Source organism: Ensifer sp. Root278 (assembly GCF_001429285.1).
Classification (GTDB): Bacteria; Pseudomonadota; Alphaproteobacteria; order Rhizobiales; family Rhizobiaceae; genus Ensifer.
In genome coordinates this window covers 1-13,575 of sequence record NZ_LMJJ01000008.1, presented here as the reverse complement: position 1 = coordinate 13,575, position 13,575 = coordinate 1, and the positions used below count along the sequence as shown (strand labels likewise).

The following is a 13,575-nucleotide window of genomic DNA, read 5'->3' as shown; positions in this document are numbered from 1 at the left end:
CATGCCCATTGCGAAAGGGACAAAAGTGCTCCCCAATTTGCGAGGTGAGCGCTTTGGCGGTTCAACGGTCTGGCATAGGCCCAAGTATTGCGGCTGCAGCCGCTGAAACTAGGCGTCGCAAATCCCGCCCATGTCGCGCTAGTTCACAATCAAACGAGAATGCATGTCGACGAGGTGAGAGACCGCATGCCGCGCGGTTATGCGCAAGCGAGGGCGTCGAAAGGAACCGTGGCCTATCTTATCTGCCCGGCCGCGCCAGCGACCGGGCAATATCGATGATGTCATCGCGAGACGCGGTCGGATCTTCCTTGTTCCAGGCAACACCAAGCCCAATTTTCAGATCGACGCCACGCACGGGCCTGAGTTCGAAATTGCGGTTAGGCAGATCCTTCGTCCATTCCGGCGCAAAGCCGATGCCAAGGCCGGCCGAAACCAGCGACACCAGCGAGAAGGTATCGTCGCAGCTATAGGCGATATTGTCGGTCAGCCCATGGGTCTCGAACATCTCGGCGAAGTAACGCTCCGAGTAGGAAAGGTTCTGACGGGAAAAGGCGATGATCTTCTCTCCCCGCAGATCCTCGATGTCGATCTCGCTTCGAAGTGCAAGCGCGCTCGTCTTTTCGACCGCCAGCAGATAGCGCTCATGCGCGATCGAAAAGAAGCGCAAGGAGCCGATGTTTTCGACTGGTCGGATGAAGCCGAGATTGATCTGGCCGTTTTCCAGTCCACGGATGATGTCGCTGGTCGAACCACTCCTCACATGCAGGGCGACATCCGGAAACTTCCGACCGATACGCGAAAGAAACGCCGGCAGCACGCCTATGGTCGCCGGATAGACCGTTCCGATCTTGATCGTCCGCGCCGCCTTGCCGGCGACCGAGCGCGCCACCTCCATCGACAGCCCGACATCGCCAATGATCCGAACCGCCCGATCGTAGAACACCTCCCCTGCCCGCGTCAGTTCGACCCGCCGCGTCGACCGTTCAAGCAGCCGCACACCGAGCTCCTTCTCCAGCGCCTGGATGTGCGAACTCAGCGCCGGCTGGGCAATGCACATCCGAACGGCCGCCCGATGAAAATGCAGTTCCTCTGCCACCGCAACGAAGTAGGAAAGTTGACGTAGTTCCATGTCAGGGTGTGCTCCCATGCCGCTCCTCCCGCCAGGAATGACGGGCCGCTTACAATTATAGCTACATATTGTTCTTATATCACTACAAATTGTTCGTGGCCAGACGCGTGTCTCTAGGGAACAGGATGTACCTATGGATATCCTGGCGAAACGATTGCAGGAACGCGCCCGGCAATTGGGTATTTCGAACTCCGAAGCTGCGCGGTGGGCGGGGCTCGATGAACGTCGTTATGCGCACTACGCCGCGGGCCGGAGGGAACCAGACCTAGCAACCCTTGTGAAAATAGCAGCCGTTTTGGGGACTTCGCCGAACTGGTTGTTAGGGGTGAACCTAAATACCGTACTCGACCAGCATGTTACGGCCATGGTCGAACGCTTCGCAAATGCCGCCAACGGGATGACCAAGCAAGAGATTGAACTCTGCGTCATTCAGGCTGAAGCCATTGTCGCCGCAAAGGCGCGCCGCTAATTCACCCCAGCCGACACAACAAGGCATCCTAAAACACAAGGGTCCGCCCTTTTCGAAGGTGGCGACACTGTCGCGTCCCCCTCGCGGGCTCGCGCTGTGCCTTGCTAGGACCTAAAGATAGCTTCCTGCCCCTCACCCCAGTTTGTGACACCCGGCCGAAGAGTCGCCTCGGAGCCCTCCATCTGCCGCACGCCTTCGCCCTTGTCGTGGCTGGCGCTGTCCTCGTCCACGGCGCGCTCAAGCGCGGTCGCGCCCACGTCCAAATTGCCGCACTGGTGGAACATATCCTCGCAACTCAGCCCGGCAGCACCGACCTCCTTCGTAACAGGCGCTTCAACGCGGGTAACAAAATCGGCCATGCGTTCGTCGGTGAGCGTCCAGAGCGTCGCCTAGGTCTTGGCATACATAGCCGGGAGTGATGCCGAACGCTGCCTCGCCGAGCCGCGTATGCGTCACCATAAAAGGCGTATAATCCTCGCCACGCGGCCCCCGCACCGTACCCCTCCGCCGGCTGAAACATCTGGACCGCCCGACCCGCCTTTTGCAGCAGCTGGTATGGAATGCTGCCTTGGCCATTTGGAACGGGGCAGCAAGATCGCTACTAGTCGCAACGCCAAATCCGCGTTGATCCTCAATTGTAGGGCTTCAGAGTTCGTTGTTCCGCCCGGGAACGCGGATTGCGTCGGGTCACATCAAAAATTTGAAGGGTGACGTTTTTTCTGCCTAAAAGAAAGTCGGCGGGAAACTATGGAAACATGGGATCATACGACCGAAATTGGCGTGCGGCGGCGATAGGTATCAAATGTAACACATTCTGCTCGACAAATTTGGGCGTGGGCTTGACACGATTACCAAGGTCACGGCAAAGGCACTTCGAGTGTGCGTCGCACATTAGTTTGCTTTCTCAAAACAGCACAATTCTCCGCGGATGAGGCCATAGAACCAAGTTCGGCTTAATCACTGGAACAGCGGGAGAGCATCTGCAAGGAGGTCGAGGTGTCGTTTTTCGCGGTGATGCGACGAGTAGCGCGTATTTTATCGCCAGCGAAGGCCTATAAAAGCCCTATTGAACGGCGTGTCGCTCATCTTGAGCGACTGACAGCATACAAACCGTCCGGTGGCAGCCCCCCCATAGCGAGCACCAATTTGTCTCGGCTCCGCATAACTTGGGTGATCCCCGATTTCACACCCGGCGCCGGAGGTCACATGACCATTTTTCGTATAGCGAGCCACCTCGAGCGCTTTGGTCATGAGGTACGTTTTCTCGTCCAGAACCCGACCATCCACAAGTCTGGAGCCGCGGCATTGGCGACAATTAACGAGTATTTCCAGCCGTTTTCGGGGACTGTCGAGTTATTCGCGGATTGTACCCCCGACGCAATCGGGGACGCCTTGATCGCAACAGATCGCTTTACATGCTATCCTGTGAACGCGATGCAAGGTTTCACGCGTAAATTCTACTTTGTTCAAGACTATGAAACGGCTTTCTATCCGGCAGGTGCTGAAGCACTCTTGACGGAAGCAACCTACTACTACGATTTCGATTGTCTTTGCGCCGGCGATTGGCTTCACCGGCGCATGAAAGACCAGTTCGGCAGATGGTCGATGTCTTGGCCGTTGGCGTATGACGCAGAAATCTACCGTCCCGGCGCAGGTCTGCCTAAGCGCCATCGGAACCGCATCGCGCTTTATGCGCGCTACGTGACACCCCGTCGTGCGGTCGAACTCGCGTTGATGGCTCTTGCTGTACTTCAAAAGCAAGGCGTAGACTTCGAAGTCGACTTCTTTGGTTGGAAGCTAGGTAGACTCAACGTCGACTTCCCATACCGAGATCATGGCGTCCTCACGAGCGACGAGTTAGCGCGCCTCTATCAGACGGCCACGATCGGCGTGGTCTTCTCTGCAACAAATCACTCACTCGTTAACAAAGAGATGATGGCATGCGGATTGCCAGTCATTGATCTCGATTTAGATAGCGTCAGATCTATCTTCCCCGACAATGCGATGGCATTCGCTCTCCCGACACCGGAAGGGATTGCCGGACAAATTAAGCGGCTTCTTGAGGAGCCACAGGAACGCGACCGGTTAAGCCGGGAAGGTCTCGCATACGTTAACAATTTTTCTTGGGAGAGGTCTGCGCGTCTGGTTGAAGCCGCGATTAAAGATCGCGTTGCCTACGCCCTTCAACAAGGAGGCGGTGATGGCTAAGCATCGTTGCGCAATAGTGATTCCGGCCAAGAACGCGATGGCGACTCTGCCTAAAGTAGTAGAGAAAGCGCTCGCGCAGCAAGTGCCCTGGTCCTATGAGATCATTGTGATCGACTCTGGTTCGAGTGATGGGACGAAAGAGTATCTTCGTGGCCAATCTCGCATCCGGCTTATTGAAATCGAGCCGCAAGAATTTGGCCATGGAAAAACCAGAAATCTTGGCATCGCCGCCGCTGATGCAGACTTGGTGGCATTTCTTACACACGATGCCGAACCCCTCAATGCAACCTGGCTTCACAACCTAGTGGCGGCATTAGAGCAGAGTCCGGATATTGCCGGGGCATTTGGACGTCACGTTGCCTATGAGACCGCGTCGCCTTTTACTAAAAGAGACTTGGAGCTACATTTCCAGAGCATTCTGCAACACCCTCTCATCGTTTACCGTGACCTTGAAGCACTACGATACGAAACGGACGAAGGTTGGCGGCAATTGTTGCACTTTTATTCTGACAACAACTCAATAATGCGCAAGTCGGTTTGGAACGAGTTTCCCTATCCTGACGTTGAATTTGCTGAGGACCAGCTTTGGGCGCAGAATATTATTGAAGCCGGTTACAAGAAGGCGTACGCACACGATGCCATTGTTTTCCATTCTCATGACTACAGTTACTCTGAACAGCTACGCAGGGCATTCGACGAGTCTCGCAATTTCCATAAGTACTTCGGCTATAAACTTTCCCCGAGCCCCATTGAAGCGCTTGCGAAGATGGTCAAGTTCTCACTTGAAGCATTTAGACAAGAGGTCGATGAACGTTTTGGCGTCGTAACGGTCGGCGATCGCTTACGGCGAGCCGGCCAGCGCGTTGCTCTTGTTGCCGGTCACTGTCTAGGCGCGAACCACGAAAAGCTACCGAAATCACTCTCAACTCAATTGTCGCTTGATGGACGGTTGTTTCGAACTTAACAGCGAACGCCTTTCCGGTCGCTGATTTCGTTGCTACACGACGACCATAATTATGCACCATCATTTGGATTGGATGCTGCCCGACGTCGAAGGCGGCATCACCTGGGAACCAATGATACGCATCGGCAGCAGCCAGCACCTGATGGAAAAACGCGCCAGCACTTCGAGTGCCATGTTAAAGCCGTATCTATCCATGATAGCAGCTCGGTGCTAAAAGGTGCGCTTGTTTTTGATCCGTGATTCAATGACGCAGTAAGCCTCCTAAAACGGTGATCGGGTCGATCTCCTGAGAGAGGTCGCCTAAGATGCGGCGTCTGTAAAGGACCTTCCAGACAGTTTAACAGGGAAAAGAATGAACCTGAAAGTTGACTATGCCGTTCAGGAGTCTGTCACGACGGCAAAGGATGACCCAGATGATGCATTTGGCTTGGCAAAGTCAGGCGCGACATCCAAGTTCCTAAGTATTATTTTTGATAAAAAAAACTCATTGATTGCGTTTGTTTTTTTTCCAAGCGCAATAATAGCCGCCTATTGTTTTTTAGTTGCGAGCGGACAGTATATTTCCGAGACACGTATGATTGTACGTACAATTGGGGTTAGTGAACAATTTGATTCCTCGGAAACGCGAGAAGGTCGGTCCATCATCGGCGGGGATTCTCTTACACAGGACTCGTATATTGTTGCAAATTACCTAAAATCTCCTCAGGTCGTAAGGCTACTCGATGAGCAAATCGGATTGCGCAACTTCTTTTTGAAAGATTCAATCGACACACTTTCGCGGCTTGGCAAGGAAGCGTCGTTTGAGCAACTGTATAGGTACTGGCTTCGCCACGTAGACACATACGTCGATGGGCCTTCGGGCATTATAATTTTCACAGTTCGTGCCTTTTCACCGGAGGATACAGTCACAATATCGACAGCGGCGTTGGCCTCAGCAGACCAAATGATTGACAAGATTTCCGAGAAGGCGAAACGGGACTTGGTCACGCGTGGTGAGGGCGACGTTGTGAAGAGCCTAGAGGCATACCGAAAGGCACTCGACGACCTTCGGGACTATCAAAACAAGACAGGGATTCTTGACCCCATCTCATCAGCGAAGATGTTAAGTACAATTATTGCGAAATTGACTGAGGAGAAGCTCGGTCTGACGGTCGCTTTGAAATCCTTGGAAGCAGCAAAAGCGGATGACACGGCACGCGGCCGCCAACTGCGGAGATCTATTCAGGCCTTAGATGAACAGATCTCTTTGCGGCAGAACAGTCTCGCTGGTAAAAACTCGACAAACGCACCCCAGTTGTCCAGTAGCTTGACAGAGTTCTCACGCTTAGAGACCCGCAGAATAGTGACTCAAGCGCTGTATGAAGCTACGGTTCGAAATCTAGACACGGCAAAGTCGGCTGCACTGAAACGAACAACATTCATGGCGGTCTTTTCGAATTCGCAAGTGCCAGAAGAGTCCGAGTACCCAGATCGCATCTCCGAATGGTTGATTTTAACTGCCGGGCTTTTCACGCTTTGGGTCACCGCTACCTTGGTATGGATGTCCATCGAGGATCACCGCGTTTAACGACATGATTACGCTCGATAATGTGACGAAATTTTATAGAACCGCCGCGCATCGTCGCTATATCCTGCGCAACCAATCCGTGCACTTCAGTGCCGGACAGTCCTACGGACTCTTGGGGGTGAATGGAGCAGGAAAGTCTACAACAATGCGCCTGATTTCCGGCGCGGAGCTTCCCAACAAAGGACGTGTTCACCGTCAAGTGCGTGTGTCATGGCCACTTGGTTTCGCAAATGGCCTGAACAACCAACTGAGCGGAAAAGAGAACCTCAAGTTTGTCGCGCGGGCTTATGGTGAAGATCACAACCGCGTTCTTAGGTTTGTGGCAGAGTTTGCAGAAATCGGCAGCTATATCAATGAACCGTTGCGGACCTACTCATCGGGGATGATGTCCCGTTTTGCATTTGGCCTTTCGATGGCCATTGAATTTGATTGTTATTTGGTCGACGAAATCACAGCAGTTGGCGACGCCAATTTCCAAAGACGGTGCCGGGACGCCTTTAGAGCCCGGCGCGCCAAATCTGACGTCATCATGATCTCGCATGACATGACTACAATCAAAGACTACTGCGACGTCGCAATCGTATTGATTGACGGTCATTTGGTCCAATTCAATGATGTTGAGGAAGGCATAGCGACGTATATGCGCCTAAATCGCTAGCGGCACGTACCGGCGCGGAGAAAAACGTGAAAGACGAAAACCAGCTTATCGTGAAATCAGAAGTGGCTAGCGTGATTGGTCGCAGCCAAAGGATGGCTGCGGCCTTAAGTGCTTATGCCCGCGCGCTGACATTCGAAAACAGGAGCCGGCGCAATCTCTACCGCTTAGCTGGGCTAGCCCCGCGTGCGCGCGACCGAGTGTTTACCGTCCTTCTCGCCGCAATCTTCGCCGGGACATTCGTTCTCCCTATGATCGGGGGGCTCGGCTACTACGCCTTCATGGTGAGCCCGGGATACGTATCTGAGGTACGCTTCATTGTACGCTCGTCCGCCCCAATTTTGTCCCGAGATCGGTACTCAACTAGCACCGTTGAGCCTAAAGCAAAAATTGTCCAGGATACTGCCGTCTTGCTTAACTACCTGGGCAGTCCCTCAATAATACAAGATCTCCAAAAGAATATTGATCTGAAAGAAGTGTTCGGTCGCGCCAACATCGACGTGTTCTCAGGCCTCGCATCTGACGCCACCCAAGATGAGACATTAGAATACTGGAAGGATCGTTATTCGGCATCAGTGAACCCGAAGAGCGGTATCGTCGAATTGGAGGTGACGGCTTTCGCTCCCGACGAGGCACAAAGACTCGTGGAACTCGTACTGCGGCTTTCCGAGGTCCAGATCAATAAACTTAGTTCCGGTATGTGGAATGACCTTCTTGTGTCCGCACAACAGGACGTGGAAACGGCCACAACTGAAGTTGCAGCTCTGAGAGGAAAACTCAGAGATACTCAAAATCTCACGGGCGTTTTTGACATAGATCTCTCGGCCGAGAGTATATTAACAACCCTGACGAGCGTAGAGTCCGACATCGCACAACTGAGAAGCCGCCGCGAAGCATTGAGCCTTAGCCTCGACAAAGAAGCACCGCAGTTGGCCGACATGGACCGAAGGCTCGCGGCACTTGAAGAGCAGGCGCGAGAACTCGGGGCGAAGGCTGCGGGCACATCAACTGAAACGTCCGGAAATCTTGCAGATTACTCTAGCGTTTTCGATAAATTAAAACTCGAACTAAAGATCGCGCAGAACAAACTAGAATCTGCAATAAGGGAGCTAGAGAAAGTCAAATTGGTTAGCTCCTTGCAACTGATTTATGTAGATAATTTTACTGATCCGACGTTGCCCGATAAAAGTACCTCACCAAATGTTCCCTTGGCGTTATTTTTGTGGTTTCTGCTTTGGGCGGCGATTTGCGCCAGTGCATGCGGTGCAGTCTTAACAATTCGCAACAAGTTGGACTAATCGGTCGAGCGCAGCGTCGTAGGGACCCTGTTTCTTCTTTTGTCTAGACGGGTCGGAAGGTGTCTCACACATTTGCAATGTCATAACCTCGGATTGGAAAGAATCGATGCACACGCAGCTAGCGCGCCAAGTGAGACCGCGTGCCCGGAGCCACCCGCAACTCGCTTGTCTGCGCTGTGCAATTGATATAAACGCAGCTACACGGACCACACAGCGCAACTAAATGAATTTTAGCGTTCATCAAGACACCGGAGCCGAGATCCACGGCTATCTCGTGCCGGACGGCTTTTCGACGAAACCCAAAGTAGTCGTGAGGATCAACGGGTCTGTCGAGGCGATTGAAATAGCTTGCTGGCTTTATGTTGAGGGCGCATATGCCCAGGGGCTGCACGAGACTGGCAATGTGGCGTTTGTGCTGAACGAGCAAAACGTGCCTGGGATCAGCTCTGCTCCATCAGTAGAGATTTCAGACCCAGAAACAGGTTTGGTTTTCTACCGCCGTGCGTCTCCGGAGAACATCTCAAAGAAAGTCCTTCGCGTGGAGACGTCCTACGTACCACACAGCGAAATAGACTTAAGTCTAAAGCATCATTTTCAATTCTTCGAGCACCGCGTGGAACGGTATGGATTTGAGACTGTCCGCCAGATGCTGGAGATTCTTCACCAACCGTCGATCTACATCGCGGGCAGAATCCTACTAAAAAACTTTCGAGTCTACATCGACTACAACATCGACGTGACTATGATTGGCCTGCGCGACCCATTCTACGAACTCGCGTTGCGTCTCATTATATTTAGCCGGTACAGCCAACATAAATTTGCATTTGTGCCGGAACGGGACAGCACCATCTTCGCGCCAGTCATCGGGTACTTCAATGGCCTCGACACGCGTGACGAATCGGCTGTGCGCCGCGCAATCCGTCAGGCACCGAAGGACGCCATCGGCGTTCTTTCATCACCCTTCACGCAGCAACTGGTAGCGTCGAATCCCTCGGAACCCGCGCGTCTGGACTCTGTCGTCAGCGCGCTCGATACATTATCTCAATTCACGCTCTTCGATTCCGGCCAAGACGACAGCACTTATGCCCGGAACATTGCCGAATTACTCGGCCTGCCAGAGGGTGCGGTGCGGATGAAACTCCAACTCGAGGCAGTACACCAATTAGCTGATATTCTGAGAGAAATTAGCACAGCCGCCCATTTGCTGGAGTCGGATCTGATCCTCTTTCATTTCATTCAAAAAGCCCAATTCCGTGCACTACGCAGTGTTTGAGTTCACTTCGAAGGCAGGACGTGCTATGCGGCTGTCGAATTGCACCGCACGTTTGAGAGTCAAGTATGTTCTTCAATAGCCTTAAAAACCTTGTGAAAAGGAATAGCTTACTTTGGGGCGAGGACGTCGCCGAAGCTTACCACGGCGCGGCGGCCCGCGACATGCAAGTGCATTGGGACCAATTTATCGAACCCGCAAGAACACGCCACCCGATCGACTACAGCCACGTGATTGACTTCGCATGTGGGTATGGTCGCAATACAGACTTCTTATTGGCTTGGGCCGAAAAGGTCACCATGGTAGACGTCAACAAGCACAACATTGATTACTGCAAGAAAAAATACGTTAACAATCCGAGAGTTTCCATAAAGGAATGTAATGGATATGACCTCCGCGATATTCCGGATAAATTTTGTACGTTCGTGTATACTTTTGACAGCATGGTGCATTTCCCACCAAAGATCGTAAAGGCATACCTTCCGGAGTTTTTTAGGGTGTTGAAGCCGGGCGGCTATGCTTTAGTTCATCATTCAAACTACACTGCCGGCGGCTCTGGTGCGAACTTTAGAAATAGCCCACACTGGCGAAATTATATGTCTGCGGAAATCTTTTCGAATATTTCCAAAGCTGTGGGCTTCATCATAGCTGACCAAACTGTGCATTGTTGGGGCGATGTTTCCGACCTCGATTGTGTAACCGTTTTGAAAAAACCGTAGCTCGTTCGTAAGCGGTGACGTGAGGCCGTTACTTCTTGAAGTTCCAGGGCATCAATGCGTCGATATGGCTCGCTTGCCAACCGGCCGCGATGCGCTCGAGCGTCTGCGTCAACCACGCCAGTGTGTCAATCAGCGTCCAAAATTCACCCCTTATCGGCATCCAATTTTGACCCCCCTGGTGGTGTAGATCAGCGCTTGGCCTGCTCGGCGCTGGCCGGGGTTGCAGAGGGTAGGCCAAGTGCGGATGGTGGGTGTCTTCGACTGTAAGCGCCCGATTGGCACCGCCTGCCGAATAGCGGCTTGATGGCCTAAGACACGTCGCTAACGACGTCGTTAGCTGCGGATTTCGGATTAACGGGACAGCGATTCCGGTAAATCCCGGACAGTCGTTTCACTAAATCGCGGACAGTCTCGCGGGATCGACCTTCGTTCGCCTGTGACCTGAGACCCTGATCTTCCTCCAAATTTTGGTAGAGTCCGTCACAACGAGGAGACGGGCATGAAGTGACCTGCCACCGAAGTTTCATCCGGCGGCGATTAGAGTCTCGGCGGGTTTGAATACGCCAAATGGCGCGGCGGGAGCAACCGGCGGAAACGCGAAGCTTTCATCTTGCGCAGCGTTGGAGCCGGTTGCGGCGATGATCCCGGCGTATCCTGCCGGGGTTTGGTATCCGAGCGACGAGTGTGGCCGGAAATGGTTATAGTCGGCAGCCCAGTCAGCAATGGCGCTGCGGGCATGATCGAGGCCGAAGAACAGGCTCTCGTTGAGCAACTCGTCGCGCATCCGACCGTTGAAACGTAAGCGACAAGGAGACCCCATCTGGCAGGGGTGATGGACGTCACGCTATGGCAGGCATCTGATTTCTCTGACTGTGAGGATCTATGTCTACGCCTACGGCTAGCCCTAGAATGATCCATATGATTGAGGCGGTAACGGATCGACTTGAGGGTTCTCCCCGCCAGTTGCGACGTTTCTGGTCTGACGAATTTAAGGTGGAGGCCGTTGAGGAGGCTTGCCGGCCTGGAGTGAATATCTCGGCGATCGCACGACGGATCGGGATTACGCCCTCTCAACTCTACCGGTGGCGGCGAGACCTTCTGAACGAGAGCGAGCCGGACCATGTGGCGTCGGCTGAAAGTGGACAGAGATCGATGATCGGGGTCAGCTCTGTCGTCGAGGTGGTCATCGGCGACGTTGTAATCCGGGCCGGTGCTGAGATCGACGAGGCGCATTTGCAGCGCGTTATCCGAGCGGTACGCTCGGCATGATCCCGTCAGGCGTGAAGGTCTTCCTTGCGAGCCATCCGATCGACTTCCGCAAGGGGCCGGACAGCCTGCTTTCGCTGGTGCGGGATGCTGGCAGTGATCCGTTCAACGGAGCGCTCTATGTCTTTCGGGCGAAACGAGCAGACCGGATCAAGATCGTATGGTGGGATGGCTCGGGCGTCTGCCTTTATGCCAAACGGCTAGAGAAAGCTCAGTTCTGCTGGCCACGTATCGGCCACAGCCGCGTCCAGCTGAATCATGCCCAGCTTCTGGCTTTGGTGGATGGTATGGACTGGAAGCGGGTGCGGTCGACGCCAGTCAAGCCTCCCGAGATTGTTGGGTAAAACCACTGCGGCGAAGTGAATCAGGTGCCTGAAACCGCGGGCGGATCACGGCAAAATATGCTCTGATCTGACCCATGACGCGACCCGAGATCGAGCTCCCGGATGATGTAGAGGCCCTGAAAGCTATGGTTCTCGCCATGGCCGAAAAGGCAGCCCGCGTCGAGGCTTTGGAAAAGCAGGTTGATGACCTCGAGGCCCGGAACGCTGACGCCGACGAACGCATCGAGCGGCTGACGCAAATCCTGAAGGCTTTTGATCGGGCCCGCTTTGGACGGCGTTCGGAAAAGCTGGCGTCCCCGGTCGATGACGAGCAGCATGCCTTTGTCTTCGAGGAGATCGAGACCGGCATTGCGGCGATAAAGGCCCAGGTCACGAAGGGCCGCGGGAATGCGGACGGCAAGCGTGCACCACGGCCACGCAAGGGCTTCGCGCCGCATCTTGAGCGCGTCGAGATCGTGATCGAGCCGGAAGAGTTGCCGGAGCATGCGGGCAAGCAGAAGATCCTGATCGGAGAAGACGTCTCCGAACGGCTCGATGTCGTCGCAGCCAGGTTCCGTGTTATCGTCACGCGTCGTCCCAAGTACGCCTTTAGGAACGAGGACGGCGTCATCCAGGCCGCGGCTCCCGCACACATCATCGAAGGCGGCATTCCAACAGAAGCACTTCTGGCCCAGATCGCGGTCTCCAAATATGCCGATGGCCTTCCGCTTTATCGCCAGGAAGCGATCTACGCGCGTGACAAGGTCGAACTTGACCGCAAGCTCATGGCCCAATGGATGGGCAAGTTGGGGTTCGAACTCGACATCCTTGCCGATTACATCCTGAACGAGATCAAGAAGGCGGAGCGGATCTTTGCCGATGAAACGACCTTGCCGACACTTGCGCCTGGGTCCGGGTCGGCAAAGACAGCATGGCTATGGGCTTACGCCAGGGATGACCGCACTTTCGGAGGCAGCGGTCCGCCGTTGGTGGCCTATCGCTTTGAAGACAGTCGAGCGACCGAGTGCGTCGCACGACATCTGAGCGGCTATCGCGGCATCCTGCAGGTTGACGGGTATGGTGCTTACAGCAAGCTTGTCCGCAAGGATGGAGGCAACGACGGCGTTGTCCTGGCTGGCTGCTGGTCACATAGCCGGCGGAAGTTCTACGAATTGCACGCGGCGAAGAGCTCGAAGGTCGCCACAGAGACGGTCGAGCGTATGGCGAGGCTCTGGGAAATCGAAGAAACCGTCCGCGGCCAAAGTCCCGAAGCTCGTGTCGCAGCGCGTCAGGAAAGTTCGGCGGCGATCGTCCGTGACCTCTTCACACTCTGGCAGGCAACTTTGCCGCGGGTGTCGGGAAAATCCAAACTCGCCGAAGCTCTCCGGTATGCCATATCGCGTCGCGACATATTCGAGCGCTTCCTGACCGAGGGCCGTGTCGAGCTCGACTCCAACATTGTCGAGCGAGCTATCAGACCCCAGGCCATCACCAGAAAAAATAGCCTCTTCGCTGGCAGCGACGGCGGCGGCAGGACCTGGGCTACGATCGCGACACTCCTGCAGACAGCAAAGATGAATGCCGTCGATCCGCAAGCCTGGCTTACCCAGACACTTGAGCGCCTCGCAAATGGATGGCCCAGCAGCGATATTGACGCGCTCATGCCGTGGAACTACGCCGCCTGAACGGCCCCGGCTTGTCGCTTAC

General features: G+C 54.4%; 12 protein-coding genes and 3 pseudogenes. 11 read left to right on the top strand and 4 right to left on the bottom strand.

Annotated elements, in window-relative coordinates; translation table 11 throughout:
* Positions 1-238: 238 nt before the first annotated feature.
* On the bottom strand, positions 239-1,129 hold the full coding sequence (locus tag ASE60_RS09035; RefSeq protein WP_057249427.1) for a LysR family transcriptional regulator: 891 nt from the start codon (positions 1,127-1,129) through the stop codon (positions 239-241).
* 133 nt (positions 1,130-1,262) lie between these two features.
* Between ASE60_RS09035 and ASE60_RS09030 the strand changes: the two genes are divergently transcribed.
* Positions 1,263-1,598: a helix-turn-helix transcriptional regulator gene (locus ASE60_RS09030; RefSeq protein ID WP_057249426.1), complete on the top strand. Its 336-nt coding sequence runs from the start codon at positions 1,263-1,265 to the stop codon at positions 1,596-1,598.
* 104 nt (positions 1,599-1,702) lie between these two features.
* On the opposite strand, the gene ASE60_RS09025 is transcribed toward ASE60_RS09030, so the two are convergent.
* A complete protein-coding gene (locus tag ASE60_RS09025; protein ID WP_057249425.1) occupies positions 1,703-1,957 on the bottom strand; it encodes a hypothetical protein in 255 nt (84 codons plus the stop codon).
* Between the two features lie 847 nt (positions 1,958-2,804).
* On the opposite strand from ASE60_RS09025, the gene ASE60_RS09020 reads away from it, so the two are divergent.
* From ASE60_RS09020 to ASE60_RS08990, 7 genes are all read left to right on the top strand, one after another.
* The gene (locus ASE60_RS09020; protein ID WP_057249424.1) at positions 2,805-3,806 is read left to right on the top strand and encodes a glycosyltransferase family 4 protein; all 1,002 of its coding nucleotides are present in this window, start codon (positions 2,805-2,807) and stop codon (positions 3,804-3,806) included.
* Positions 3,799-4,770 carry a glycosyltransferase family 2 protein gene (locus ASE60_RS09015; protein WP_057249423.1) on the top strand — a complete coding sequence of 324 codons (972 nt, stop codon included), beginning with the start codon at positions 3,799-3,801 and terminating at the stop codon, positions 4,768-4,770. Before ASE60_RS09020 ends, ASE60_RS09015 begins: the two co-directional genes overlap by 8 nt.
* Before the next feature lie 352 nt (positions 4,771-5,122).
* Complete coding sequence (locus ASE60_RS09010; protein WP_057249422.1) at positions 5,123-6,337, top strand: hypothetical protein; 1,215 nt, start codon at positions 5,123-5,125, stop codon at positions 6,335-6,337.
* Between the two features lie 4 nt (positions 6,338-6,341).
* On the top strand, positions 6,342-6,995 hold the full coding sequence (locus ASE60_RS09005) for an ABC transporter ATP-binding protein (protein WP_057249421.1): 654 nt from the start codon (positions 6,342-6,344) through the stop codon (positions 6,993-6,995).
* Positions 6,996-7,021: 26 nt separating this feature from the next.
* Positions 7,022-8,290 carry a hypothetical protein gene (locus tag ASE60_RS09000; RefSeq protein WP_057249420.1) on the top strand — a complete coding sequence of 423 codons (1,269 nt, stop codon included), beginning with the start codon at positions 7,022-7,024 and terminating at the stop codon, positions 8,288-8,290.
* Between the two features lie 223 nt (positions 8,291-8,513).
* Positions 8,514-9,563, top strand: a complete 1,050-nt coding sequence (locus ASE60_RS08995; protein WP_057249419.1) for a hypothetical protein — start codon at positions 8,514-8,516, stop codon at positions 9,561-9,563.
* Between the two features lie 65 nt (positions 9,564-9,628).
* On the top strand, positions 9,629-10,279 hold the full coding sequence (locus ASE60_RS08990) for a class I SAM-dependent methyltransferase (RefSeq protein WP_057249418.1): 651 nt from the start codon (positions 9,629-9,631) through the stop codon (positions 10,277-10,279).
* A gap of 28 nt (positions 10,280-10,307) precedes the next feature.
* Here the strand turns inward: ASE60_RS08990 and ASE60_RS35015 are convergent.
* Positions 10,308-10,409 (bottom strand): annotated as a pseudogene (locus ASE60_RS35015) (transposase domain-containing protein); the annotation flags it as partial.
* A gap of 393 nt (positions 10,410-10,802) precedes the next feature.
* Positions 10,803-11,075: pseudogene (locus ASE60_RS08985) on the bottom strand (transposase); the annotation flags it as partial.
* An 86-nt stretch (positions 11,076-11,161) separates the two neighbouring features.
* Here ASE60_RS08985 and ASE60_RS35560 point away from each other — a divergent pair.
* The 3 genes and pseudogenes from ASE60_RS35560 to ASE60_RS08970 all read left to right on the top strand — a co-directional run.
* Positions 11,162-11,374: pseudogene (locus ASE60_RS35560) on the top strand (transposase); the annotation flags it as partial.
* A gap of 170 nt (positions 11,375-11,544) precedes the next feature.
* A complete protein-coding gene (gene tnpB / locus ASE60_RS08975; protein WP_057249416.1) occupies positions 11,545-11,889 on the top strand; it encodes an IS66 family insertion sequence element accessory protein TnpB in 345 nt (114 codons plus the stop codon).
* A 74-nt stretch (positions 11,890-11,963) separates the two neighbouring features.
* The gene (locus tag ASE60_RS08970) at positions 11,964-13,553 is read left to right on the top strand and encodes an IS66 family transposase (RefSeq protein WP_057249415.1); all 1,590 of its coding nucleotides are present in this window, start codon (positions 11,964-11,966) and stop codon (positions 13,551-13,553) included.
* Positions 13,554-13,575 lie beyond the last annotated feature (22 nt).

Coding starts and splice junctions, on each gene's coding strand:
- ASE60_RS09035 (WP_057249427.1), bottom strand. CDS start 1,129: ATGGAACTACGTCAACTTTCCTACTTCGTTGCGGTGGCAGAGGAACTG.
- ASE60_RS09030 (WP_057249426.1), top strand. CDS start 1,263: ATGGATATCCTGGCGAAACGATTGCAGGAACGCGCCCGGCAATTGGGT.
- ASE60_RS09025 (WP_057249425.1), bottom strand. CDS start 1,957: ATGGCCGATTTTGTTACCCGCGTTGAAGCGCCTGTTACGAAGGAGGTC.
- ASE60_RS09020 (WP_057249424.1), top strand. CDS start 2,805: ATGACCATTTTTCGTATAGCGAGCCACCTCGAGCGCTTTGGTCATGAG.
- ASE60_RS09015 (WP_057249423.1), top strand. CDS start 3,799: ATGGCTAAGCATCGTTGCGCAATAGTGATTCCGGCCAAGAACGCGATG.
- ASE60_RS09010 (WP_057249422.1), top strand. CDS start 5,123: ATGAACCTGAAAGTTGACTATGCCGTTCAGGAGTCTGTCACGACGGCA.
- ASE60_RS09005 (WP_057249421.1), top strand. CDS start 6,342: ATGATTACGCTCGATAATGTGACGAAATTTTATAGAACCGCCGCGCAT.
- ASE60_RS08995 (WP_057249419.1), top strand. CDS start 8,514: ATGAATTTTAGCGTTCATCAAGACACCGGAGCCGAGATCCACGGCTAT.
- ASE60_RS08990 (WP_057249418.1), top strand. CDS start 9,629: ATGTTCTTCAATAGCCTTAAAAACCTTGTGAAAAGGAATAGCTTACTT.
- tnpB (WP_057249416.1), top strand. CDS start 11,545: ATGATCCCGTCAGGCGTGAAGGTCTTCCTTGCGAGCCATCCGATCGAC.
- ASE60_RS08970 (WP_057249415.1), top strand. CDS start 11,964: ATGACGCGACCCGAGATCGAGCTCCCGGATGATGTAGAGGCCCTGAAA.